The sequence below is a fragment of the Sphingomonas sp. URJC2 genome (assembly GCF_059803575.1).
This window is the reverse complement of record NZ_JAPFGX010000008.1, coordinates 60,228-79,109: the sequence shown is the minus strand read 5'-3', so window position 1 is coordinate 79,109 and position 18,882 is coordinate 60,228. Positions and strand designations below refer to the sequence as shown.

Genomic DNA, 18,882 nt, shown 5'->3' with positions numbered 1-18,882 from the left:
GCCGCCTGTGCGGCCTGTCACTTGTCCCCCGAACGCGCCCGCATCCCGACCGTCTGTGCGGTCTTACCCCTCAATCTTTGCGAAATCGGCAACCCGGTGCACGGCATCGCGCATCCGCGCGAGCAGGCCGAGCCGCGCCGCGCGCTTCACCGGATCGGCGTCGTTCACCGTCACCTGATCGAAAAAGGCATCGATCGGCCCGCGCAGGCTGGCAAGCGCCGCCATCGCCGCGCCGAAATCCTCGGCCGCGATCGCCGCTTCGGCCGCCGGCCCGGCGACATCGAGGGCGGCGGCAAGCGCTGCCTCGGCCGGTTCGGGCGCGGGATTGACCGCGCCGGCGGCAAAGCTCTCCTTCTTCAGGATATTGGCCGCGCGCTTATAGCCGGCGAGCAGGTTTGCCCCGTCCTCGGTGCCGATGAACGCCTGCAGCGCATGGACGCGCGCGAGCAGCCGGACCAGATCATCCTCGCCGCCCAGCGCGAACACCGCATCGATCAGATCGTGCCGGACGCCTGCCTCGCGCTGCTGCACCTTCAGCCGGTCGGCGAAGAAGTCGAGCACATCGGCCGACACGCTGCCGGCAAGCGGAAACCGCAGCCGGTTGTCGAGGATCAGCGCAATGACGCCAAGCGCCGAACGCCGCAGCGCGAACGGATCCTTCGACCCGCTGGGCTTGAGATCGATGGCGAAGAAGCGGGTGATGCTGTCCAGCTTGTCGGCGAGCGACACCGCGACCGTCACCGCCGCGGTCGGCACGGCATCGCCCTGCCCGGCCGGCTTGTAATGATCGCGCACCGCCTCCCAGACCGGTTCCGGCTCGCCCTGCGCCTTGGCGTAATAGCCGCCCATCAGCCCTTGCAGCTCGGGGAATTCGCCCACCATGCCGGTGACGAGATCGGCCTTCGCCAGCCGCGCCGCGCGCTCGGCATGGTCGGGATCGGCCCCCGTGACGATGCCCTGCTCGACCAGCCAGCGCGCCAGCCGCGCCACCCGCTCGACCTTGTCGGCGACGGTGCCCAGCTTTTCATGGAACACGATCTGCGCCAGCTTGCCCGCCTGATCGGCGAGCGGCACCTTCAGATCGGTGTCGTAGAAGAAGCGCGCATCGCTCAGCCGCGCCGCCAGCACCTTCTGGTTGCCGGCGACGATCCGCGCACCGCCATCGGGCGCGGCGATGTTGGCGACGCAGACAAAGGCGGGGGCGAGCGTCCCGTCCGCGCTCTGGCAGACGAAATATTTCTGGTTCACCCGCGCGGTCAGCTGGATCACCTCTGCCGGCACGTCGAGAAAGCCCGGATCGAACCTGCCGAGCAGCGGCACCGGCCATTCGGTCAGCCCGGCATTTTCGGTGACCAGCCCGTCATCGGCGATCACGCTCAGCCCCGCCGCGCTGGCGAGCGCGGCCGCGCCGTCGCGGATGATCGCCGCGCGCTCGTCCTGATCGACGATCACATGCGCCGCGCGCAGCGCATCGGCATAGCCGGCGGCATTGGCGATGCGGACCGTCCCCTGATGCATGAACCGGTGGCCGGCGGTCTCGCGCCCGCTGGTCACGCCATCGACGGTGCAGTCGATCACCTCATCGCCCAGCAGCGCGACGATGCCCTGCAGCGGGCGCACCCAGCGCAGGCTTTCGGTCGACAGCGACGCCTGCCCCCAGCGCATCGATTTGGGCCAGGGGAAAGCGCGGATGATCGCCGGGATCGCCTCCGCCACCACATCGGCGGTGCGGCGGCCGGGCCGGCTGGTCACCGCAAACCACACGCCGTCGCGTTCGGTCAGCTGGTCGCGGGTCAGGCCGGTCTTGCGCAGAAACCCGTCCAGCGCCTGATCGGGGGCGCTGGTGCGCGGGCCTTTCACCTCCTCGGTGACGGCGTCGGTCGCCTCGGGCAGGCCGGTGGCAATCACCGCCAGCCGTCGCGGCGTCGAATAAGCGGTCATCGTCGCCGCCGTGATGCCGGCGCGGGCCAGTTCCCCGGTCAGCAGCGCCACCAGATCGGCGCGGGCGCGCGCCTGCATCCGGGCGGGGATTTCCTCCGAGCGCAGCTCGATCAGCAGATCGGTCATGCCGCCCACCCGTTATGCGTCATCCATGCCGCGCACGCGCCCTTCGCCAGATCGCGCACCCGGCCGATATAGGCCTGCCGCTCGGCGACCGAGATCACGCCGCGCGCATTGAGCAGGTTGAACACATGGCTGGCCTTGATCGCCTGTTCATAGGCGGGAATGGGCAGCCCGCGCGCCAGACACGCCTCGCACTCCGCCGCCGCCTTGCGGAACAGGTCGAACAGCGCCTCCGTGTTGGCGACTTCGAAGTTCCACGCGCTCATCTGGCGTTCGTTTTCAAGGAACACATCGCCATAGGTGACGCCGCGCCCGTTGAAATCGAGCTGATAGACGCTGTCGACGCCCTGGATATAGGTCGCCAGCCGTTCCAGCCCATAGGTCAGCTCGCCCGCCACCGGCTTGCAGTCGAACCCGCCCATTTGCTGGAAATAGGTGAACTGGGTGACTTCCATCCCGTCGCACCACACTTCCCAGCCCAGCCCCCATGCGCCGAGCGTGGGCGATTCCCAGTCATCCTCGACAAAGCGGATGTCGTGCTGCGACAGGTCGAGCCCGATCGCCGCGAGCGAGCCCAGATACAGCTCCTGCAGATCGGGCGGGCTGGGCTTCAGGATCACCTGATACTGGTAATAATGCTGCAACCGGTTGGGGTTTTCGCCATAGCGGCCATCGGTCGGCCGGCGGCACGGCTGGACAAAGGCGGCGTTCCACGGCTCCGGCCCGAGCGCGCGCAGCGTCGTTGCGGTGTGGAACGTGCCTGCGCCCATTTCCATGTCATAGGGTTGCAGGATAAGGCAGCCGCGCTCGCTCCAATAGCGGTGCAGCGTCAGGATCAGGTCCTGAAAACTGGGGGGGCGTGTATCGGTCAAAGCGCACAGCCCCTGCCCAAAGGCCGACCCGGAATCAAGGGCGCAACTGCACGGCGGGGCACGCGGCCGCGCCCATGCCGCGACGGCGCAACCCGCGGCGGACGGCTTTCCGATGCCTGATGCGTCCCAGCGAGGCTGCTGCAGCGCACAACTGGTCGCACGCCAGCCCCCGACTGTCACATTTCGACCACAAGGCGCCCGAAACCGCCATCATCGGCGCTGCCAAGCCATTGCGCGGCGCGATCCATCGTCTAAAGAAAGTAACAGGCGGGAGTTTGGGTCCGCCGCTCAACAACTGCGGTGCAGGGAGATAGATAATGTTCAAGCGTGGTTTGACGGCCGCGATCGCGGCTGCCAGCCTGGTCGCCGCGCCGGCCATGGCGCAGGCGAGCGCCTCGAAGCTTTCGGTTGCGGGTGCGGCGCGCACCGGCGCGACCGTTGAGGGCAACGAAGCCCTTGGCGGCACCGCCCTGATCGGGATCGCGGTGTTCGCGGTGGTTCTGGCCGGCGTGTTCCTGCTTGCCGACAGCGAAGACGATCCCGTCAGCGCGTAATCCGCGTCTGACGTCGGAACTTCGGAATGTGCCGGCCGTCCGCAGGGACGGCCGGCATTTTCTTTTGGGGCCGGCCTTTGCGGAGCGGGCATGGCTGCCGGCAATGCCTTGGCGGTGCGACCATTCCGGATCAGTCGGCCGGCAACCGCGCCATTGCAACGCATTGGCGATCCGCTAGAAACGGCGCGACGGCCCCGGGGTCGTCGGGATGGGGAGACGTTAGATGTTGAAGAAGATGATGACGGCGGTTGCCGCCATGAGCCTGGTCGCCGCACCGGCGATCGCGCAGGGCAATGCCGCCAAGCTGTCGGTCGCCAATGCGTCGCGCACGGGCGCCGAAGTCAAGGGCAATGAAGTGCTTGGCGGGTCGGTGATCCTGATCGCGCTTGCAGTCGCGGCCGTGGTGGTCGGCGTTATCGTGCTGACCGACGATGATGAGCCTGCCAGCCGCTAAGGCCGGGCGCCTCATCGGCAACCAACGATAAATGCCGGCATCCTGAGCGGTGCCGGCATTTTCGTTTTCAGGCGCGTTCTTTTGCAGGCGCGGCGGCGGGGCGCGCCGGACCGGTCAGGCCGGCAGCGGCGCGCGGGCATCCGGATAGGCGCTGTCGGCCTTGGCGATCAGCGCGCGGTCGTCATGGTTCCACGGGTGAAAGCCCGGCATGAAGAAAGCGAGCCAGGCCGGGATCAGCCGGCGGACCACGCCCGGCCGGCCGAGCAGATAGGCGAACACGCCCCATTTCGCGCGTGCACCGGTGATGCCGTCCTGCGCCAGCAGCTCCAGCGTCCCTTCGATCCGCTTGACCCAGAAGGTGCGGCTGACGAGCAGCATCATGATCGTCTTGACCTTCCACCGCTTCCAGCGCGACCAGTCGCGCGTCGCGTGCAGCCAGGTGTCATAGGCGACGCCCTTGTGCTCGATCTCCTCGATGGCGTGCCATTTCCACATGTCCGCGGTCTCGCGGTCGACGCCGCGCCAGTAATCGGTATCCTTCAGCATCATCTGCGCCATCATCGCGGTATAATGCTCAAGCGCCATGGTGACGGCGAGGTTGAGGATCTGTGGCCGGTTCCTGGTCAGTTCCAGCGATTCGACCACCACCTGTTCGAGATGGCTGACATCATAACCGGCATCGACGACGCGGCGGTTGAACGCGACATGTTCGCGGCTGTGCATCACCTCCTGCTGGACAAAGGCGCGGATCTCGCGGTCGAGCTTGGCGGGCACGCCGTCGCGAAACGCCTTCACCGATTCGATGAAAAACGCCTCGCCGCGCGGAAACGTCACCGACAGCGCATTGTGAAACGCGGTCGCGACCGGATCGCCGTTCATCCACCAGCGGTCCTGCCGGCTGCCACGCCCGAAGCGGCGGTCGCGCGGGGTGATGGCCAGATCGGCGGGGGTCTTGTCGTCACGCATGGCACTGCTCTCCGGACGGGAATCGCGCTGTTCGGCGCAGAACATGGCTCTCGCTGACATTTGTGTCAATAGCGCGTCCGCCAGCCCGCCCCTCGCCTTCGTCGCCCGGCGCGGTTATGCCGCAAACCGATGACCGCCACCGATGCTCTGCAATGCCCGCCGCCGCCCGCAAACGCCTGACCCCCGAAGCCAGCCGCAGCGCCGCGCTCGACGCCGCGCGCGACCTGCTGGTCGAAGCCGGGCCGCAGGCGGTGACGCTCAAGGCCGTCGCCGCGCGCATGGGCCGCACCCATGCCAATCTGCTCCACCATTTCGGCTCGGCCGCCGGGCTGCAAAAGGCGCTTGCCGAAACGATGGCCGAACAGATCACCGCCGAAATCGGTGCAGCGGTCGCCAAGGCGCGGGCCGGACAGGGCGGGCCGCGCGACATTGTCGACCTGACGTTCGAGGCGTTCGAGAAGGGTGGCGGCGCGCTCGCCAGCTGGATGATCCTGTCGGGCAATGACGATGCGCTCGACCCGATCCTGACCGCGATCCACCGGCTGATGGACCGGCTGGGCGACGGCGCGCATGACGGAGAGATGCGCCGCGACACGCTCAATCTGGTGCTGGTCGCGCTTGGCGATGCGCTGCTCGGCGGGCCGATGGCGGCCGCGCTCGGCCTGCCGCGCGGGGCGGCGCGCGACATTGCCGCCGCCCAGCTGGGCGCGGCGCTGGCCAACCGGGGCGGCGGCCAGCCGGGCTGAACCGCCCGTTCGGGGGAAATCGGGCCGCCCAACTGGCGATTTGCGCCGAACCGTCCTATGGCGCGCGGATGCATTTCCTCGATCAGGCCAAGATTTTCATCCGCTCCGGCCATGGCGGCGCGGGCGCGGTGAGCTTCCGGCGCGAAAAATTCATCGAATATGGCGGTCCCGATGGCGGCGACGGCGGCAAGGGCGGCGACATCGTGTTCGAAGCCATTGCCGGGCTGAATACGCTCATCGATTTCCGCTACACCCAGCATTTCCGGGCGCAGCGCGGCAATGGCGGCTCGGGCTCCAACCGCACCGGCGCGGGCGGCGACGATCTGGTGATCAGGGTGCCGGTCGGCACCCAGGTGCTGAGCGACGACAAGGAACATGTCCTTGCCGATTTCACCGCCCCCGGCCAGCGCCTCGTGCTGCTGCGCGGCGGCGATGGCGGCAAGGGCAATGCCGCGTTCAAAAGCTCCACCAACCGCGCGCCGCGCCAGCATGGCAAGGGCTTTCCCGGCGAGGAAATGTGGGTGTGGCTGCGGCTCAAGCTGCTCGCCGATGTCGGGCTGGTCGGCATGCCCAATGCCGGCAAATCGACCTTCATCAACCTCGTCACCAACGCCAAGGCCAAGGTCGGCGATTATGCCTTCACCACGCTGCGCCCGCAGCTGGGCGTGGTCAGCCACAAGGGGCGCGAGTTCGTGCTCGCCGACATTCCCGGGCTGGTCGAGGGCATGGGCGAAGGGGCCGGGATCGGCGACCGCTTCCTCGGCCATATCGAGCGCTGCCGGGTGCTGCTGCATCTGGTCGACGCGCATGGCGAGGATCCGGTCGAGGCGTGGGAAACGGTGCGGACCGAGCTGGCGCGCTATGGCGCGGGGCTGGAGGACAAGCCCGAGGTGATCGCGCTCAACAAATGCGATCTGCTCGACGAGGAACTGACCACCGCCATCGGTGACGAGCTGCGCGCGGCGAGCAATGCGCTTGTCCTGCCGCTGTCGGGCGCGACCGGCCAGGGGCTGGAAGCGGTGCTCGACCGGCTGGTCGAGGCGCTGGGGCCGCTCCCCGAAACCGGCGCGGCATCGACCAGTGGCGCGGCGGATCCTGCCACGGACGGTTCTGCGGCGGACGGGGACCGCCCCTGGTCGCCACTCTGACCCCGGCCCGGTCATGGCCGCCCCCGCCTCCCACCGGCTAATCGTCAAGGTAGGCTCGTCGCTGCTGGTCGCGCCCGACGGCGCGCTGCGGCGCGACTGGCTGGCGACATTGGTCGCGGACATCGCCGCCGAACGCGCGGAAGGGCGTGAGGTGGTGGTCGTGTCATCGGGCGCGATCGCGCTCGGTGCGCGGCGGCTGGGCCTGCCCAAGGGCGGCCGGGCGAGCCTTGAGGATGCGCAGGCGGCGGCCGCGACGGGCCAAGTGCTGCTGTCCGCGCTGTGGGCGGAGCTGCTCGGGCTGCACGGCATCACCGCCGCGCAGATGCTGGTCACGCTCGACGATCTGGAGGATCGCAGGCGCTATCTGAACGCCAGTGCAACGCTCGGCCGGCTGCTCGCGCTCGGCGTCGTGCCGGTGATCAACGAGAATGACAGCGTGGCGACCGCCGAGATTCGCTTCGGCGACAATGACCGGCTGGCGGCGCGGATCGGCCAGGCGGCGCAGGCCGGGCTGGTGCTGCTGCTGTCCGATGTCGACGGGCTGTATGACCGGCCGCCCGCCACCCCCGGCGCGACTTTGGTCGCGCGGGTGGCGCGGGTCGATGACGATGTGCTGGCGATGGCCGGCAGCGGCAGCGGATCGGGCATGGGCAGCGGCGGGATGCGCGCCAAGCTGGCGGCCGCGCGCATCGCCGCCGCCGCCGGCATCCCCCTCGCCATCGCCTCGGGCCAGCGCGACCATCCGCTCGCGCACTGGCGGCGGACCGGGCTTGGCACGCTGTTCGAGGCCGAAAGCGGCGCCGGCGCGCGCAAGGCATGGCTGGCCGGGCGCTTGACGGTTGCCGGGCGGATCACCATCGATGCCGGCGCTGCGGCGGCGCTTCGGGCCGGCGGCAGCCTGCTCGCGCCCGGCGCGGTTGCGGCCGAAGGTGCGTTCCGGCGCGGCGATGTGGTCGACATCGTGCATGACGGACGCGCGATTGCGCGTGGCCTCAGCGAATATGATGCGGCCGATGCGCTGCGCATCCTCGGGCTGCGGTCGGACGAGCAGGCTGGACGGCTGGGCCATGCCCCGCGCGCGGCGCTTGTCCACCGCGACCATCTGGTGCTGATCGTCTGAACCCATGACCAAGACCCCGCTTCCCACCCTCGCCATCACCGGCGGGACCGGCTTTGTCGGCGCAACGCTCGTCCGCCATGCGGTGATGCGCGGCCATGTCGTGCGTGCGCTCACCCGCCGCCCTCAGGCCAGCCATGGCCGCATCCGCTGGATCGACGGCGCGCTCGACCAGCCCGACAGCCTCGCCCGGCTGGTCGAGGGGGCCGATGCCGTCATCCATGTCGCCGGGGCGATCAACGCACCGTCGCGCGACGCCTTTGCCGAGGCCAATGTCGCCGGCACGCTCAACATGGTCGAGGCCGCACGCGCCGCCGGGGTGCGCCGCTTCATCCATGTCAGCTCGCTTGCCGCGCGCGCCCCCGACCTGTCGGACTATGGCTGGTCCAAGGCGCGGTCCGAGCAGGTGGTCGGCGCATCGGGGCTGGACTGGACGGTGGTGCGCCCGCCCGCCGTCTATGGCCCCGGCGACCGCGAAACGCTCGAGCTGTTCCGCTGGGCGCGGCGCGGGCTGGTGCTGCTGCCGCCGGCCGGGCGGATTTCGGTGATCGAGGTCAGCGATCTCAGCCGGCTGCTGCTGACACTCGTCGGCGCGGACGACAGCCTCGCCCAGATTTACGAGCCCGATGATGGCCGCGAGCCGGGCTGGAGCCACCGCGAGTTTGCCGAGGCGATCGGCATCGCGGTCGGGCGGCGGCGCGTGCGCACGCTCAGCCTGCCGCGCCCGATCCTGGCGGCCGGGGCGCGGATCGACCGGCTGGTGCGCGGACGCAAGGCCAAGCTCACCCCCGACCGGGTCGGCTATTTCTGCCATCCCGACTGGGTGGCCGCCGCCGACCGCCGCCCCCCGGCCGAACTGTGGCGGCCGCACATCGTCACCCATGCCGGGCTGAAGGCGACCGCCATCGCCTATCGCGCGTCGGGCTGGCTGTAGCGCCGCCGCGCCGCATCGCTGCCACCCTTCAGCCGCAATCGCTTGGCAAGCGGCGACCAAACACCCTAGGAACGCACCATGTCCGACCGTCAGCAGATCCTCGACACCGTCACCCGCCTGATCGAGCCGTTCAACAAAAAGGGCGTCGCCCTGGCCGAAGGCATCACCTTTGCCGGCGACCTTGAATGGGACAGCCTGACGGTGATGGATTTCGTCGCCGCGATCGAGGACGAGTTCGACATCATCATCACGATGAATATGCAGGCGGAAATCGAAACCCTCGGCCAGCTGGTCGATGCGGTCGCCAAGCTGAAGGATGGCGGCAATGGCTGAGGCCGATGCGATGATCGCCGGGGCGCAGGCCCCCGCGCGCGACCTGATGTCGAAGTTTGACGGCCTGATCGCCGAGCGCAAGGCGCTGCTCGATTCGGGCGTCACCGATCCGTTCGCCATCGTGATGGACGAGGTCCGCTCGCCCACCCAGGCGGTGATCAAGGGGCGCGAGACGATCCTGCTCGGCACCTACAACTATATGGGCATGACGTTCGATCCCGACGTCATCGCCGCCGGCAAGGCTGCGCTCGACCAGTTCGGATCGGGGACCAATGGCAGCCGGATGCTGAACGGCACGTTCCGCGACCATATGGCCGCCGAACAGGCGCTGCGCGATTTCTACGGCATGACCGGGGCGATTGTGTTCTCGACCGGCTATCAGGCCAATCTCGGCATCATCTCGACGCTCGCCGGCAAGGGCGATTACATCATCCTCGATGCCGACAGCCATGCGTCGATCTATGACGGCTGTTCGATGGGCAATGCGGAAATCGTCCGCTTCCGCCACAACTCGGTCGAGGATCTGGACAAACGGCTTGGCCGCCTGCCGGCCGAGCCGGGCAAGCTCGTCGTCCTTGAAGGCGTCTACTCGATGCTGGGCGACATCGCGCCGCTCAAGGAAATGGTCGCCGTCGCCAAGAAGCATGGCGCGATGGTGCTGGTCGACGAAGCGCATTCGATGGGCTTTTTCGGCGCGCATGGCCGCGGCGTCTATGAAGACCAGGGGCTGGACGCCGATGTCGACTTCATCGTCGGCACATTTTCCAAGTCGGTCGGCACGGTCGGCGGCTTCTGCGTGTCCAACCATCCGAAGTTCGAGGCGGTGCGGCTGGCCTGCCGCCCCTATATCTTCACCGCCTCGCTGCCCCCCTCGGTGGTGGCGACGGCGGCGGCCTCGATCACCAAGCTGATGCACGCGCACGACAAGCGGCAGCGGCTGTGGGACAATGCCCGGCATCTGCATGGCGGGCTGAAGGCGCTGGGGTTCAAGCTTGGCACCGAAACGCCCGAATCCGCGATCATCGCCGTCATTCTGCCCAGCCAGGAAGAAGCGGTCGGCATGTGGCAGGCGCTGCTCGAACAGGGCGTCTATGTGAACATGGCGCGGCCGCCGGCGACCCCGGCGGGCATGTTCCTGCTGCGCTGCTCGCTGTGCGCCGAGCACAGCCGCGAACAGCTGGACCGGGTGCTCGGCATGTTCGCCGCCGCCGGCCGCGCGGTGGGTGCCATCGCCTGACGCGCCGAACCGGCTGGACTTGTCGGCGCATCCGCGCTTTGCTGCGCGGGCGTGGCCATGGCTGATCCCCCGCTGCCGCAGGACGGCGACCGCGACCCGACCGGCCTGCGCCGCGGGCTGGTGGCGGGATTTGCGCTCGTCGCCGCGCTCGCCCTGATCGTGCTGATCGGCATGGTGTCCGCCTCCAATGCCGAACGCGACGCCGCCCTTAAGGCCCAGCGCCACAGTTTCGAGGTGATGAACCTCGCCCGCACGCTGGAAGCGACGATGACCCGGTCCGAAGCCGCGCTTGGCCGCTATGTGGTCAGCGGCGACGCGCAGACCGGGCGCTATTATTTCGACCAGTGGCGGCGGGCGGGGACGCTGTTGACCCGGCTGCGGCGCATCGTCGGCGACAATCCGGCCCAGCTGCGGCTGGTCGACCGGTTGCAGACGATCTACGCGCTGCGCGGCGAACAGCTGGCCGAGGTCGCGCTGCGCACCAATTACAATCAGGGCTGGAACGCGCTTGGCCGCTATTTCCAGGCCGGCCAGTCGAAAAGCGTCACCGAACTCGCCGACACGATGGAGGCGATCATCACCGCCGAGCGCGACCTGCTGATCAAGCGCAGCGGCGCGGCCGCGCGCTCGGTCGAACGGTCGAACCGGCTGGCGCGCATCCTGTCGCTGTTCGGCGCGGTGGTGGTGATGGGGGCGATCATCCTCGCCTATGCCGCGATCCAGGAAATGACACAGCGTCGCCTCGCCCGGCGCGAGGCGGAGGACGAAGCGCGGCGGGCCGACGAGCTGGAAGCGGCGGTCGCCGCGCGCACCGCCGAGCTGCGCGACGCCAATGCCGCACTGCGCGCCGAGGCGGCCGAGCGCGAGGCGGCCGAGGCGCAGCTGCGTCAGGTGCAGAAAATGGACGCGGTCGGCCAGCTGACCGGCGGCATCGCGCATGATTTCAACAATATGCTCGCCGTGGTACTGGGCGGGCTGGAGCTGGCGCGCCGCCGCGCCGCCGACCGGCCACAGGATGCGCTGCGCCATATCGACAATGCGATGGACGGGGCACGCCGCGCCGCCGCGCTCACCCGCCGGCTGCTCGCCTTTGCGCGCGCCGAACCGCTGCTGCCCGAGGCGATTTCCGCCGATGCGCTGATCGCCGGCATGACCGAACTGCTCGACCGCACGCTTGGCGAACGCATCCGCGTCGAGACCGGCTTTGACGGCGGCGACTGGCTGGTCTGGGTCGACCGGCAGCAGCTGGAAAATGCGCTGCTCAACCTTGCGGTCAATGCGCGCGACGCGATGGACGGCGAAGGCACGGTCACCATCGCCACGGCACAGCGCCGCCTTCAGGCGGGCGAGGCCGGGACGCTGCCCGCCGGGGACCTTGTCGCGATCACCGTGTCGGACACCGGCTGCGGGATGGACGCTGCCGTGCTGGAGCGGGTGTTCGAGCCGTTCTTCACCACCAAACCGGTCGGCAAGGGCACCGGGCTTGGCCTCAGCCAGGTGTTCGGCTTTGTCGGCCAGTCGGGCGGCGAGGTGCTGATCGACTCCGCCCCCGGCCGGGGCACCACAGTCACGCTGCTGCTGCCGCGCCACCATGCCGCCGCCATTGCCGCACCCGCCCCCGCCGAGCCGGAGCGCGCGGCAACTGACGCGCCGACACCGCCCGCCCGCATCCTTGTGGTCGAGGATGATCCGCGCGTGCTCGCCGCGACCACCGAGGCGTTGACCGAACTCGGCCATGATCCGGTCCCCTGCCCCGACCCCGAACAGGCCGAGGCGCTGATGGCCGATCATCCCGATATCCGGCTGGTGATCAGCGATGTCGTGATGCCGCGCCTGACCGGGCCGGAACTGATCGCGCGGCTGCACCCGCGCCACCCTGAGGTCGCGGTGCTGTTCGTCACCGGCTATGCTGGCGATGCCGGCGGCAATGACGCCTTTGCCGGGCATGAGGTGCTGCGCAAACCCTTCACCATCGGCGCGCTCGACCGCGCGGTCGGCCGGGCGCTGGCGCGCGGCGGACCGGGACAGGCGGGCCGGACCGCGGCGGCAGACGCGGCGGCCCTTGGCTCTGTGGCGTGACGCAGGTGGCGCGCGAGGCGGACTAACCCGGCTTGAAAATGCTTTAGCGCACCGCCCCCGCGCGGAGCAGGCGGGGCAGCAGCACCAAAGCGGCGAGCAGCGGCCAGCGCCTGTGCCATGGCCGGATCTCGATCCCCGCCCCGGCATGGCGGTTGATCTTCCACGCCAGATAATCGATCCCGCCGGCAAAGGTCAGGCTGGCCTTGGCGAGCCGCAACAGCGTCAGCGCCTTGCCGCGCCGCCTCAGCCCGGCCCAGCGGCGGTCGGAATGGGCATCGGGCAGATGGCCGAGCAAAGCGGCCAGCCGCAGATAGCGCGCCGGATCCCAGTCGACGATCGATCCCGGCCGGTCGCCGCGCTCGGCGCGCAGTTCGGCACCATAGGTCAGGGTGAAGCCGGCGCGCCACCGCTCCAGCGGATCGGGATGCGGCGGGGCGAGCGTCCACATCGTCGCCGCGGCCTGCGCCACCGCGCCGGTCACCGCCGCGCGCGCGCCATCGTCCTCGGCCCAGACGAGGCGGACCGGCTGGGCAAAGCGCGCCCAGACCGACACGCTCGCCGCGCCCGGCCCGGTCTGGCCATCGAGATCGGCGAGCGACAGCACCGCATATTTGGCCGCAAGCCCGTCTTCGGCGAACGGAAACACATTGGGCGGCACCAGCCGGTTGGCCGCCGCCAGCCAGCGCGCCAGATAGGCGGTGCGATAATCGCGCACGATCAGGTAGAAATCGAGCATCTGGCCCTCAAGCGTCCCCGAACGGAGGCAGGAGCCGTAAAAAATCATCGCCACCGCGCCCGGATGGCGGGCGGCGATCCGGGCGGCGAGCGCGGCGATGCGCGGATCGACCGGCATGTCCAGCTCCGCCGCGATCAGCGCGTGAAGCGGCGGCGCACCGGCATCGGCGGGACGGGACAGCATCGGCGCGCGCCCGCTCAGGCGGCGAGCTTCAGGAACGGCACCGGCGGAGTCGTGCGCAGCACGATCGGATGGTCGCGGTCGGCAAGGAACAGCTCGCCATCGAGGATGACGTTCGAGCGTTCGCCCTCGATCCGGATCACATCGCCCTGTTCCATATGCACGCCCGCGACGCGCTGGCGGCCGAACCGACCGAGCAAAGTCTCGCGGATCATGCGCAGCAGCGCCCAGGGGCTCTGGTCGACGGCCATCAGCTTCATCCGGCCCTGCCCCGGCTGGGTGCGCCCGCCGAGCAGCAGCTTTTCAAGCGTGGTCACGATCAACAGGCTGAACCGGCCCGACAGCTGGCCGTCGCGGACCAAAGAGATGCGCACCGGCGCGGGCCGCGGCGGCAGGAACGCCGCGCGGATGCCCGACAGCGACGCGAACAGCACCGCCAGCGCGGTCAGGAAATGGCACAGGCCATTGGGCAGGCCGAGCGGATAGAGCTTGTGCCGGCAATAGAGGATCGAATCCGCCAGCCCCGCGCCGCCCAGGAACATGCCGAGCACCGGGCGCGTCTCATTGGCGCCGCTGGTCAGCGCGATCAGCTCGCGCTCGACGATGTGCGGCGCAAGATCGGCCTTGGCGAGTTCGACCACCCGTTCGAGCGCGTGCAGCGGATCGCCCTGCGCACCCAGATCAAGCGCGATCAGGTTGGTCTTGCCATTGGGCAGCACCGCGACCGGCGGCGGCGTGTCGCCGAAATGCCGCCCGCCATGCAGTTCGGTCAGCGCCGCCTGCACGGTGCCGTCGCCGCCATTGATGACCAGCACCTTGGGCCGGATGCGCGCGATCGTGCACATCGCCGCCGCAATCTGGCTGACATGCTCGACCTCGTAATGAAAGACATCGGGATGGGTCGCGCAATAATCGCGCACGCGCGGCAGCAGCGCGCGATTGCCCGTCGAGCGCGGGTTGGAGAGGAGCGCGACCCGGCTCATCCCGCCGCCACCGGGCCGATGGCAAGGCCGCGCCGATATTGCAGCCGCACGTCGATCGGGCTGACGCCGGGGCCGGCGCGCACCACCACGTCGCGAAACTCCGGCTTCAGCCGCAGCAGCGACAGGCCGGGATTGCGCGAAAATCCGCCGCCATCGCTCCAGCCCGACTTGCCATTGCCGTCGACATCATGGCGCACCGCGACCGCATAGCTGCCCGTAGCCGGCAGCGCGATGCAGACATCCATCCGGCCATGCTCGGTCACCGGCAGGTCGATGCGGCGCAGCTTGCGCCCCTTGGCCAGGAAATCGGCCGGATTGTCGCCATAGATCTGGACGCGCAAAATGCCGGTGCGCGTCTTGAACCCGTCGACGCGGACCAGAAACGCCGTGTCGCCGCGCGCGCACGCCCCCGCATCGCCCCCCAGGACCCCGGCCATGGCGGGCGCGGGCGTGCTGGCGAGAAACGCCGCCATCCCCAGTCCGACCGCCCAAACTTTTGTCATGACCGTCCTGCACATGCTCGCTATAGGCAGGCGCGCGCCGGGCGCATTCCCCGCCATGTTCAAGCGCGAAGATGGGCAGGGTTTGCGGCCAAAACATGGTCATGGCACGACTGAAATTCGGAAACAGCGGGTGATCCTGCCAACATGCTGTCGTCACTCGACCGCTATATCGCCCGGCTGATCGCCCTGCCGCTGATCAGCACGCTGGTCATCGCCGCGATGCTGCTCGTGCTCGACAAGATGCTGAGGCTGTTCGACTTTGTCGCCGAACAGGGCGGCCCGGTCAGCGTGGTGTGGCGGATGCTCGCCAATCTGCTGCCCGAATATCTGTCGCTCGGCATCCCGATCGGGCTGATGCTCGGCATCCTGCTGGCGTTCCGCAAGCTTGCCACGTCCTCCGAACTCGATGCGCTGCGCGCGCTCGGCCTCAGCTATGGCCGGCTGCTGCGCGTGCCCTATCTCTACGCGCTGGCGCTCGCCGCGCTCAACCTGGCGATCGTCGGCTTCATCCAGCCCTATGCGCGCTATGCCTATGAAGGGTTGCAGTTCGAACTGCGCTCGGGCGCGCTCGGCGCGTCGATCAAGGTCGGGGAGTTTGCCCGGCTGGGCAAGGACATCACCGTGCGGATCGAGCAGAGCGCGCAGCAGGGGCGCGAACTGTCGGGCATTTTCGTGCGCGCCGACAGCAAGCGCGGGCGCAGCATCGCGGTGACGGCAGAGCACGGCGCATTTCTGGCGACCGACGATCCCGACACGATCATCTTCCGCCTGTCCAACGGCACGCTTGTGCATGACGAGCCGGGCTTTCGCGCGCCGCGCGTGCTGACCTTCACCTCGCACGATCTGCCGATCGACCTGCCCCGGATCGAGGCGTTCCGGCGGCGCGGCGGCAAGGACCGCGAACTGACCATCCCCGAACTGGTGCGGATGGGCGCAGACCCGCGTCAGCCGCTCGCGGTGCGCAACGAAAGCCGGGCGAGCTTCCATTTCCGCATCGTCGAAGTGGCGATGATGATGCTGCTGCCGCTGCTCGCGGTCGCGCTGGCGGTGCCGCCCAAGCGCTCGACCTCGGGACTGGGGGTGTTTCTGTCGATCGTGATGGTCGTCACCTATCACAAGATCAACGAATATGCGCAGGACATGGGCGCGCTTGGCCGGTTCGATCCGCTGATCGCGCTGTGGACGCCGTTCCTGCTGTTCGCCGCGCTGATCGGCTGGCTCTATTGGCAGCTCGCGCATGTGCCGGGCGGGCAGCCGATCGGCGCGCTCGAACGGCTGTTCGCCAAGGCGAGCACGGCGATCCGGCGCTGGTTCGGCTTTGCCGGCGCGCGGCGGCGAAAGGCGGTGGCCTGATGCCGGCCTTTTTCCCCTCGCGCACCGTGTCCGTCTATATGGCGGTGATGTTCCTCACCCGCACCTTTTCGGTGCTGGCGGGGCTGGTGCTGATCCTGATGACGCTCGATCTGCTCGGCAAGAGCGGCGATGTGCTTGCCTATCCGGGCAATGGTCAGGCGCAGCTGTGGACCTATGTCAGCCTGCGCGCGCCGCAGATCATCTCGACCTTCCTCAAATTCTCGGTGCTGCTCGGCACGCTGATCACGCTGGCGACGCTCAACCAGAACAGCGAGGTGATCGCGCTCAAATCCTCCGGCCTGTCGGCGCACCAGATCCTCGCGCCGCTGGTGGTGACGGGGATGCTGGTGGCGGCGCTGTCTTTCCTGTTCAACGAACGCGTGGTCGCGCGCGCGACGGCGACGCTGTCGGCATGGGAAAAGGTCGATTACGGCCCGATGCCCAGCGGCGCGGGGGTGCTGAGCAATGTCTGGGTGCGCGACGGTGAGGATCTGATCCGCGCCGGCCATGCCACCGGGCGCGGGCCGGCGACCCGGCTGGAAGATGTGGCGATCTACGACCGGCGCGACGGCAATCTCAGCGCGATCCTGACCGCGCGGCGCGCGCGGTTCGAGGGCGGGGCCTGGCAGCTCGAAGAGGCGCGGCGCTTTGATGTCGCGACCGGATCGGTGACGCTGCTCGGCACGGTCAGCGCAGCAGCCGGCGTCAGCCCGGACCGGTTCACGCTGGCGAGCGTCAACCCCGATGGCCTGTCCTTCACCCAGCTGTCGCAGGCGATTGCCGATCTGGAAGCCGCCGGCCGCCCCACCCAGTCGCTGCGCGCATCGCTGTGGCACAAGCTGTCGGGGCCGCTGTCGGCGGTGCTGATGCCGCTGCTGGGCGCGGTCGCGGGCTTCGGGCTGGCGCGGTCGGGGCGGCTGTTCCTGCGCGCGGTGATCGGCATGGCGCTCGGCTTTGCCTATTTCGTCGCCGATAATTTCGCGCTCGCGATGGGCAATCTCGGGGCCTATCCGCCTTTGCTCGCCGCCTGGGCGCCGTTTTTCCTGTTCCTGCTCATCGGCGAAGCGGTGCTGATCAGGACCGAGGAGTGACCGACGCCTCCCGGACCGGTGCGCCACCGGCCGTCACCCGGCAGGACGTGGCGCGCGGGGCCGGGCTGGCGGCGCTGGCGCGGCTGGGCGCGCTGATCGAAGTCGTCGCCCAGCCTGCCTACACCTGGCTGTTCGGGGTCGCGACCTACGGCGTCTACACGGTGCTGTGGGCGGCGGTGAACATTGTCGAGAACATCATCGACCTGTCGATGACGCAGGCGCTGCAACGCGTGGTGCCGGCGGCGGACGAGGAGGATGCCCATGCCGCGGTGCGGTTGGCGCTGATCGTGTCGGTCGGCCCGGCGCTGCTGATCGCGGCGCTGGCGACGCTGGCCGCCGAACCGCTGGCCGCGCTGGTGTCCGCCGCCCCGGCCGACCGCGCGCAGCTGCCGCTCGCCATCGCGCTGTTCGCCTGGGCGCTGCCGCTATGGACCTTTGTCGAGGTCGCGACTTCGGCCGCGCGCGCGCGCCGCGCCTTCGGGCCGGAAATCCGCCTGCGCATCTTCTGGGAACAGGTGGCGCGGCTGGCGCTGGCCGTGCTGCTGTTCGCGCTCGGGCTGGACAGTCTGGGGCTGCTGGTCGCGCATCTGGGTAGCCTCGCGCTCACCGCATTGCTGTCGGCGCGGCTGCTGGCGCGCTATTATGATCCCGCGCGGCTGCTGTCGGCGCGCGGCACGCCGGGCCTTGCCGCCAATCTGCTCGGCAGCGGGATCGCGCTGCTGCCAAGCGCGGTCAGCCGGCGGCTGTTCAACGATCTGCCGGCGATCCTGCTCAACCTCGCCCTGCCCGGCGCGCAGGGGGCGGTGGCGGCCGGGCTGTTCGGCATTGCGCGCAAGATCGCGTCGATCCCGCTGATCGTCCGTCAGGCGTTCCACTATGTGCTGGCCCCGCTTGCGACAGCGCAGGCCGCGCAGGACCGGGCGGGGATCAGCGAGATTTACGGCTTTGCGACCCGGCTCTCGATCGTGCTGGTCGTGCCGCTGGCCGCGCTGCTGATGCTGATCGCCGCCGATATTCTGAGCCTGTTCGCGCCCGAGGCGATGGCGGCGCTACCGCTGGTCATGATCCTGGTGCTCGGCCGCGCGGGCGAGGCGCTGGTCGGCCCGGCGACGCCGATTGTCGAAATGACCGGCCACCGGCTGCTGCCGCTCGTCAACAGCCTTGCCGGCCTCATGCTCTGGGCGGTGATCGGCTGGTGGCTGGTGCCGGCAACGGGGGCCACCGGCATGGCCTGGGCGGTGAGCGCGGGGACAGTGCTGATCGCCTGGGCAGCGACGGTCGAGCTGCGGCTGAGCGACGGGCTGGCGGCGTTCGATGGCGCGGCCGGGCGGGCGCTGGGCGTCGCGGTCGCGGCATCGGGCCTGCTCTGGGCGCTGGGCAGCGCGCTCGCGCCACTGGGTGCAGCACCGCGCGCCATCGGCCTGATGCTGCTGTTCTGGCCGGTCTTGTGGCTGACGCTGCGCCTTGCCCTGCCGGCGGCGGACCGGGCCGGGCTGGGCAAGGGCGCGCGCCGCCTGCGCCTCGCCTGAACA

General features: G+C 69.4%; 18 protein-coding genes. 12 read left to right on the top strand and 6 right to left on the bottom strand.

The window, feature by feature from the left end:
* Positions 1 to 63: 63 nt before the first annotated feature.
* Together glyS and OPU66_RS05370 are read right to left on the bottom strand one after the other, a co-directional pair.
* Positions 64 to 2,067 carry a glycine--tRNA ligase subunit beta gene (gene glyS, locus OPU66_RS05375; RefSeq protein WP_498552584.1) on the bottom strand — a complete coding sequence of 668 codons (2,004 nt, stop codon included), beginning with the start codon at positions 2,065 to 2,067 and terminating at the stop codon, positions 64 to 66.
* The gene (locus tag OPU66_RS05370; RefSeq protein ID WP_498552583.1) at positions 2,064 to 2,936 is read right to left on the bottom strand and encodes a glycine--tRNA ligase subunit alpha; all 873 of its coding nucleotides are present in this window, start codon (positions 2,934 to 2,936) and stop codon (positions 2,064 to 2,066) included. The genes glyS and OPU66_RS05370 overlap by 4 nt, the downstream gene beginning before the upstream one ends.
* A 317-nt stretch (positions 2,937 to 3,253) precedes the next feature.
* Between OPU66_RS05370 and OPU66_RS05365 the strand changes: the two genes are divergently transcribed.
* Together OPU66_RS05365 and OPU66_RS05360 are read left to right on the top strand one after the other, a co-directional pair.
* Entirely contained in the window at positions 3,254 to 3,490 is a 237-nt protein-coding gene (locus tag OPU66_RS05365) for a hypothetical protein (protein ID WP_498552581.1), read from the top strand.
* Between the two features lie 223 nt (positions 3,491 to 3,713).
* Complete coding sequence (locus OPU66_RS05360) at positions 3,714 to 3,944, top strand: hypothetical protein (protein ID WP_498552580.1); 231 nt, start codon at positions 3,714 to 3,716, stop codon at positions 3,942 to 3,944.
* 114 nt (positions 3,945 to 4,058) lie between these two features.
* On the opposite strand, the gene OPU66_RS05355 is transcribed toward OPU66_RS05360, so the two are convergent.
* Entirely contained in the window at positions 4,059 to 4,910 is an 852-nt protein-coding gene (locus OPU66_RS05355; RefSeq protein ID WP_498552579.1) for a metal-dependent hydrolase, read from the bottom strand.
* 152 nt (positions 4,911 to 5,062) lie between these two features.
* Between OPU66_RS05355 and OPU66_RS05350 the strand changes: the two genes are divergently transcribed.
* The 7 genes from OPU66_RS05350 (at position 5,063) to OPU66_RS05320 (ending at position 12,504) form a co-directional block, all read left to right on the top strand.
* Positions 5,063 to 5,656: a TetR/AcrR family transcriptional regulator gene (locus OPU66_RS05350; protein WP_498552578.1), complete on the top strand. Its 594-nt coding sequence runs from the start codon at positions 5,063 to 5,065 to the stop codon at positions 5,654 to 5,656.
* Positions 5,657 to 5,724: 68 nt separating this feature from the next.
* Positions 5,725 to 6,804 carry a GTPase ObgE gene (gene obgE / locus OPU66_RS05345; protein WP_498552577.1) on the top strand — a complete coding sequence of 360 codons (1,080 nt, stop codon included), beginning with the start codon at positions 5,725 to 5,727 and terminating at the stop codon, positions 6,802 to 6,804.
* Between the two features lie 13 nt (positions 6,805 to 6,817).
* Entirely contained in the window at positions 6,818 to 7,924 is a 1,107-nt protein-coding gene (proB, locus tag OPU66_RS05340; RefSeq protein ID WP_498552576.1) for a glutamate 5-kinase, read from the top strand.
* Between the two features lie 4 nt (positions 7,925 to 7,928).
* Positions 7,929 to 8,855 carry an NAD-dependent epimerase/dehydratase family protein gene (locus OPU66_RS05335; RefSeq protein WP_498552574.1) on the top strand — a complete coding sequence of 309 codons (927 nt, stop codon included), beginning with the start codon at positions 7,929 to 7,931 and terminating at the stop codon, positions 8,853 to 8,855.
* 78 nt (positions 8,856 to 8,933) lie between these two features.
* The gene (locus OPU66_RS05330; RefSeq protein WP_498552573.1) at positions 8,934 to 9,188 is read left to right on the top strand and encodes an acyl carrier protein; all 255 of its coding nucleotides are present in this window, start codon (positions 8,934 to 8,936) and stop codon (positions 9,186 to 9,188) included.
* The gene (gene spt / locus OPU66_RS05325) at positions 9,181 to 10,425 is read left to right on the top strand and encodes a serine palmitoyltransferase (protein WP_498552572.1); all 1,245 of its coding nucleotides are present in this window, start codon (positions 9,181 to 9,183) and stop codon (positions 10,423 to 10,425) included. The genes OPU66_RS05330 and spt overlap by 8 nt, the downstream gene beginning before the upstream one ends.
* 57 nt (positions 10,426 to 10,482) lie before the next feature.
* Positions 10,483 to 12,504: an ATP-binding protein gene (locus OPU66_RS05320; RefSeq protein ID WP_498552571.1), complete on the top strand. Its 2,022-nt coding sequence runs from the start codon at positions 10,483 to 10,485 to the stop codon at positions 12,502 to 12,504.
* Positions 12,505 to 12,547: 43 nt separating this feature from the next.
* Here the strand turns inward: OPU66_RS05320 and OPU66_RS05315 are convergent, their stop codons facing one another.
* Genes OPU66_RS05315 through OPU66_RS05305 form a run of 3 tightly spaced genes read right to left on the bottom strand, consistent with a single transcriptional unit; the run spans position 12,548 to position 14,906 of the window.
* Positions 12,548 to 13,423: a hypothetical protein gene (locus OPU66_RS05315; protein ID WP_498552570.1), complete on the bottom strand. Its 876-nt coding sequence runs from the start codon at positions 13,421 to 13,423 to the stop codon at positions 12,548 to 12,550.
* Between the two features lie 14 nt (positions 13,424 to 13,437).
* The gene (locus tag OPU66_RS05310) at positions 13,438 to 14,403 is read right to left on the bottom strand and encodes a diacylglycerol/lipid kinase family protein (RefSeq protein ID WP_498552569.1); all 966 of its coding nucleotides are present in this window, start codon (positions 14,401 to 14,403) and stop codon (positions 13,438 to 13,440) included.
* On the bottom strand, positions 14,400 to 14,906 hold the full coding sequence (locus tag OPU66_RS05305) for a DUF2141 domain-containing protein (RefSeq protein WP_498552568.1): 507 nt from the start codon (positions 14,904 to 14,906) through the stop codon (positions 14,400 to 14,402). Before OPU66_RS05305 ends, OPU66_RS05310 begins: the two co-directional genes overlap by 4 nt.
* Before the next feature lie 144 nt (positions 14,907 to 15,050).
* On the opposite strand from OPU66_RS05305, the gene lptF reads away from it, so the two are divergent.
* From lptF to OPU66_RS05290, 3 genes are read left to right on the top strand one after another with little or no spacing between them, the layout of a single operon-like run.
* On the top strand, positions 15,051 to 16,259 hold the full coding sequence (lptF, locus tag OPU66_RS05300; protein WP_498552567.1) for an LPS export ABC transporter permease LptF: 1,209 nt from the start codon (positions 15,051 to 15,053) through the stop codon (positions 16,257 to 16,259).
* Positions 16,259 to 17,350, top strand: a complete 1,092-nt coding sequence (gene lptG / locus OPU66_RS05295) for an LPS export ABC transporter permease LptG (RefSeq protein WP_498552565.1) — start codon at positions 16,259 to 16,261, stop codon at positions 17,348 to 17,350. The genes lptF and lptG overlap by 1 nt, the downstream gene beginning before the upstream one ends.
* Positions 17,347 to 18,879 (top strand): lipopolysaccharide biosynthesis protein, encoded by a 1,533-nt coding sequence (locus tag OPU66_RS05290; RefSeq protein WP_498552595.1) that lies wholly within the window; start codon positions 17,347 to 17,349, stop codon positions 18,877 to 18,879. Before lptG ends, OPU66_RS05290 begins: the two co-directional genes overlap by 4 nt.
* Positions 18,880 to 18,882: the final 3 nt, after the last annotated feature.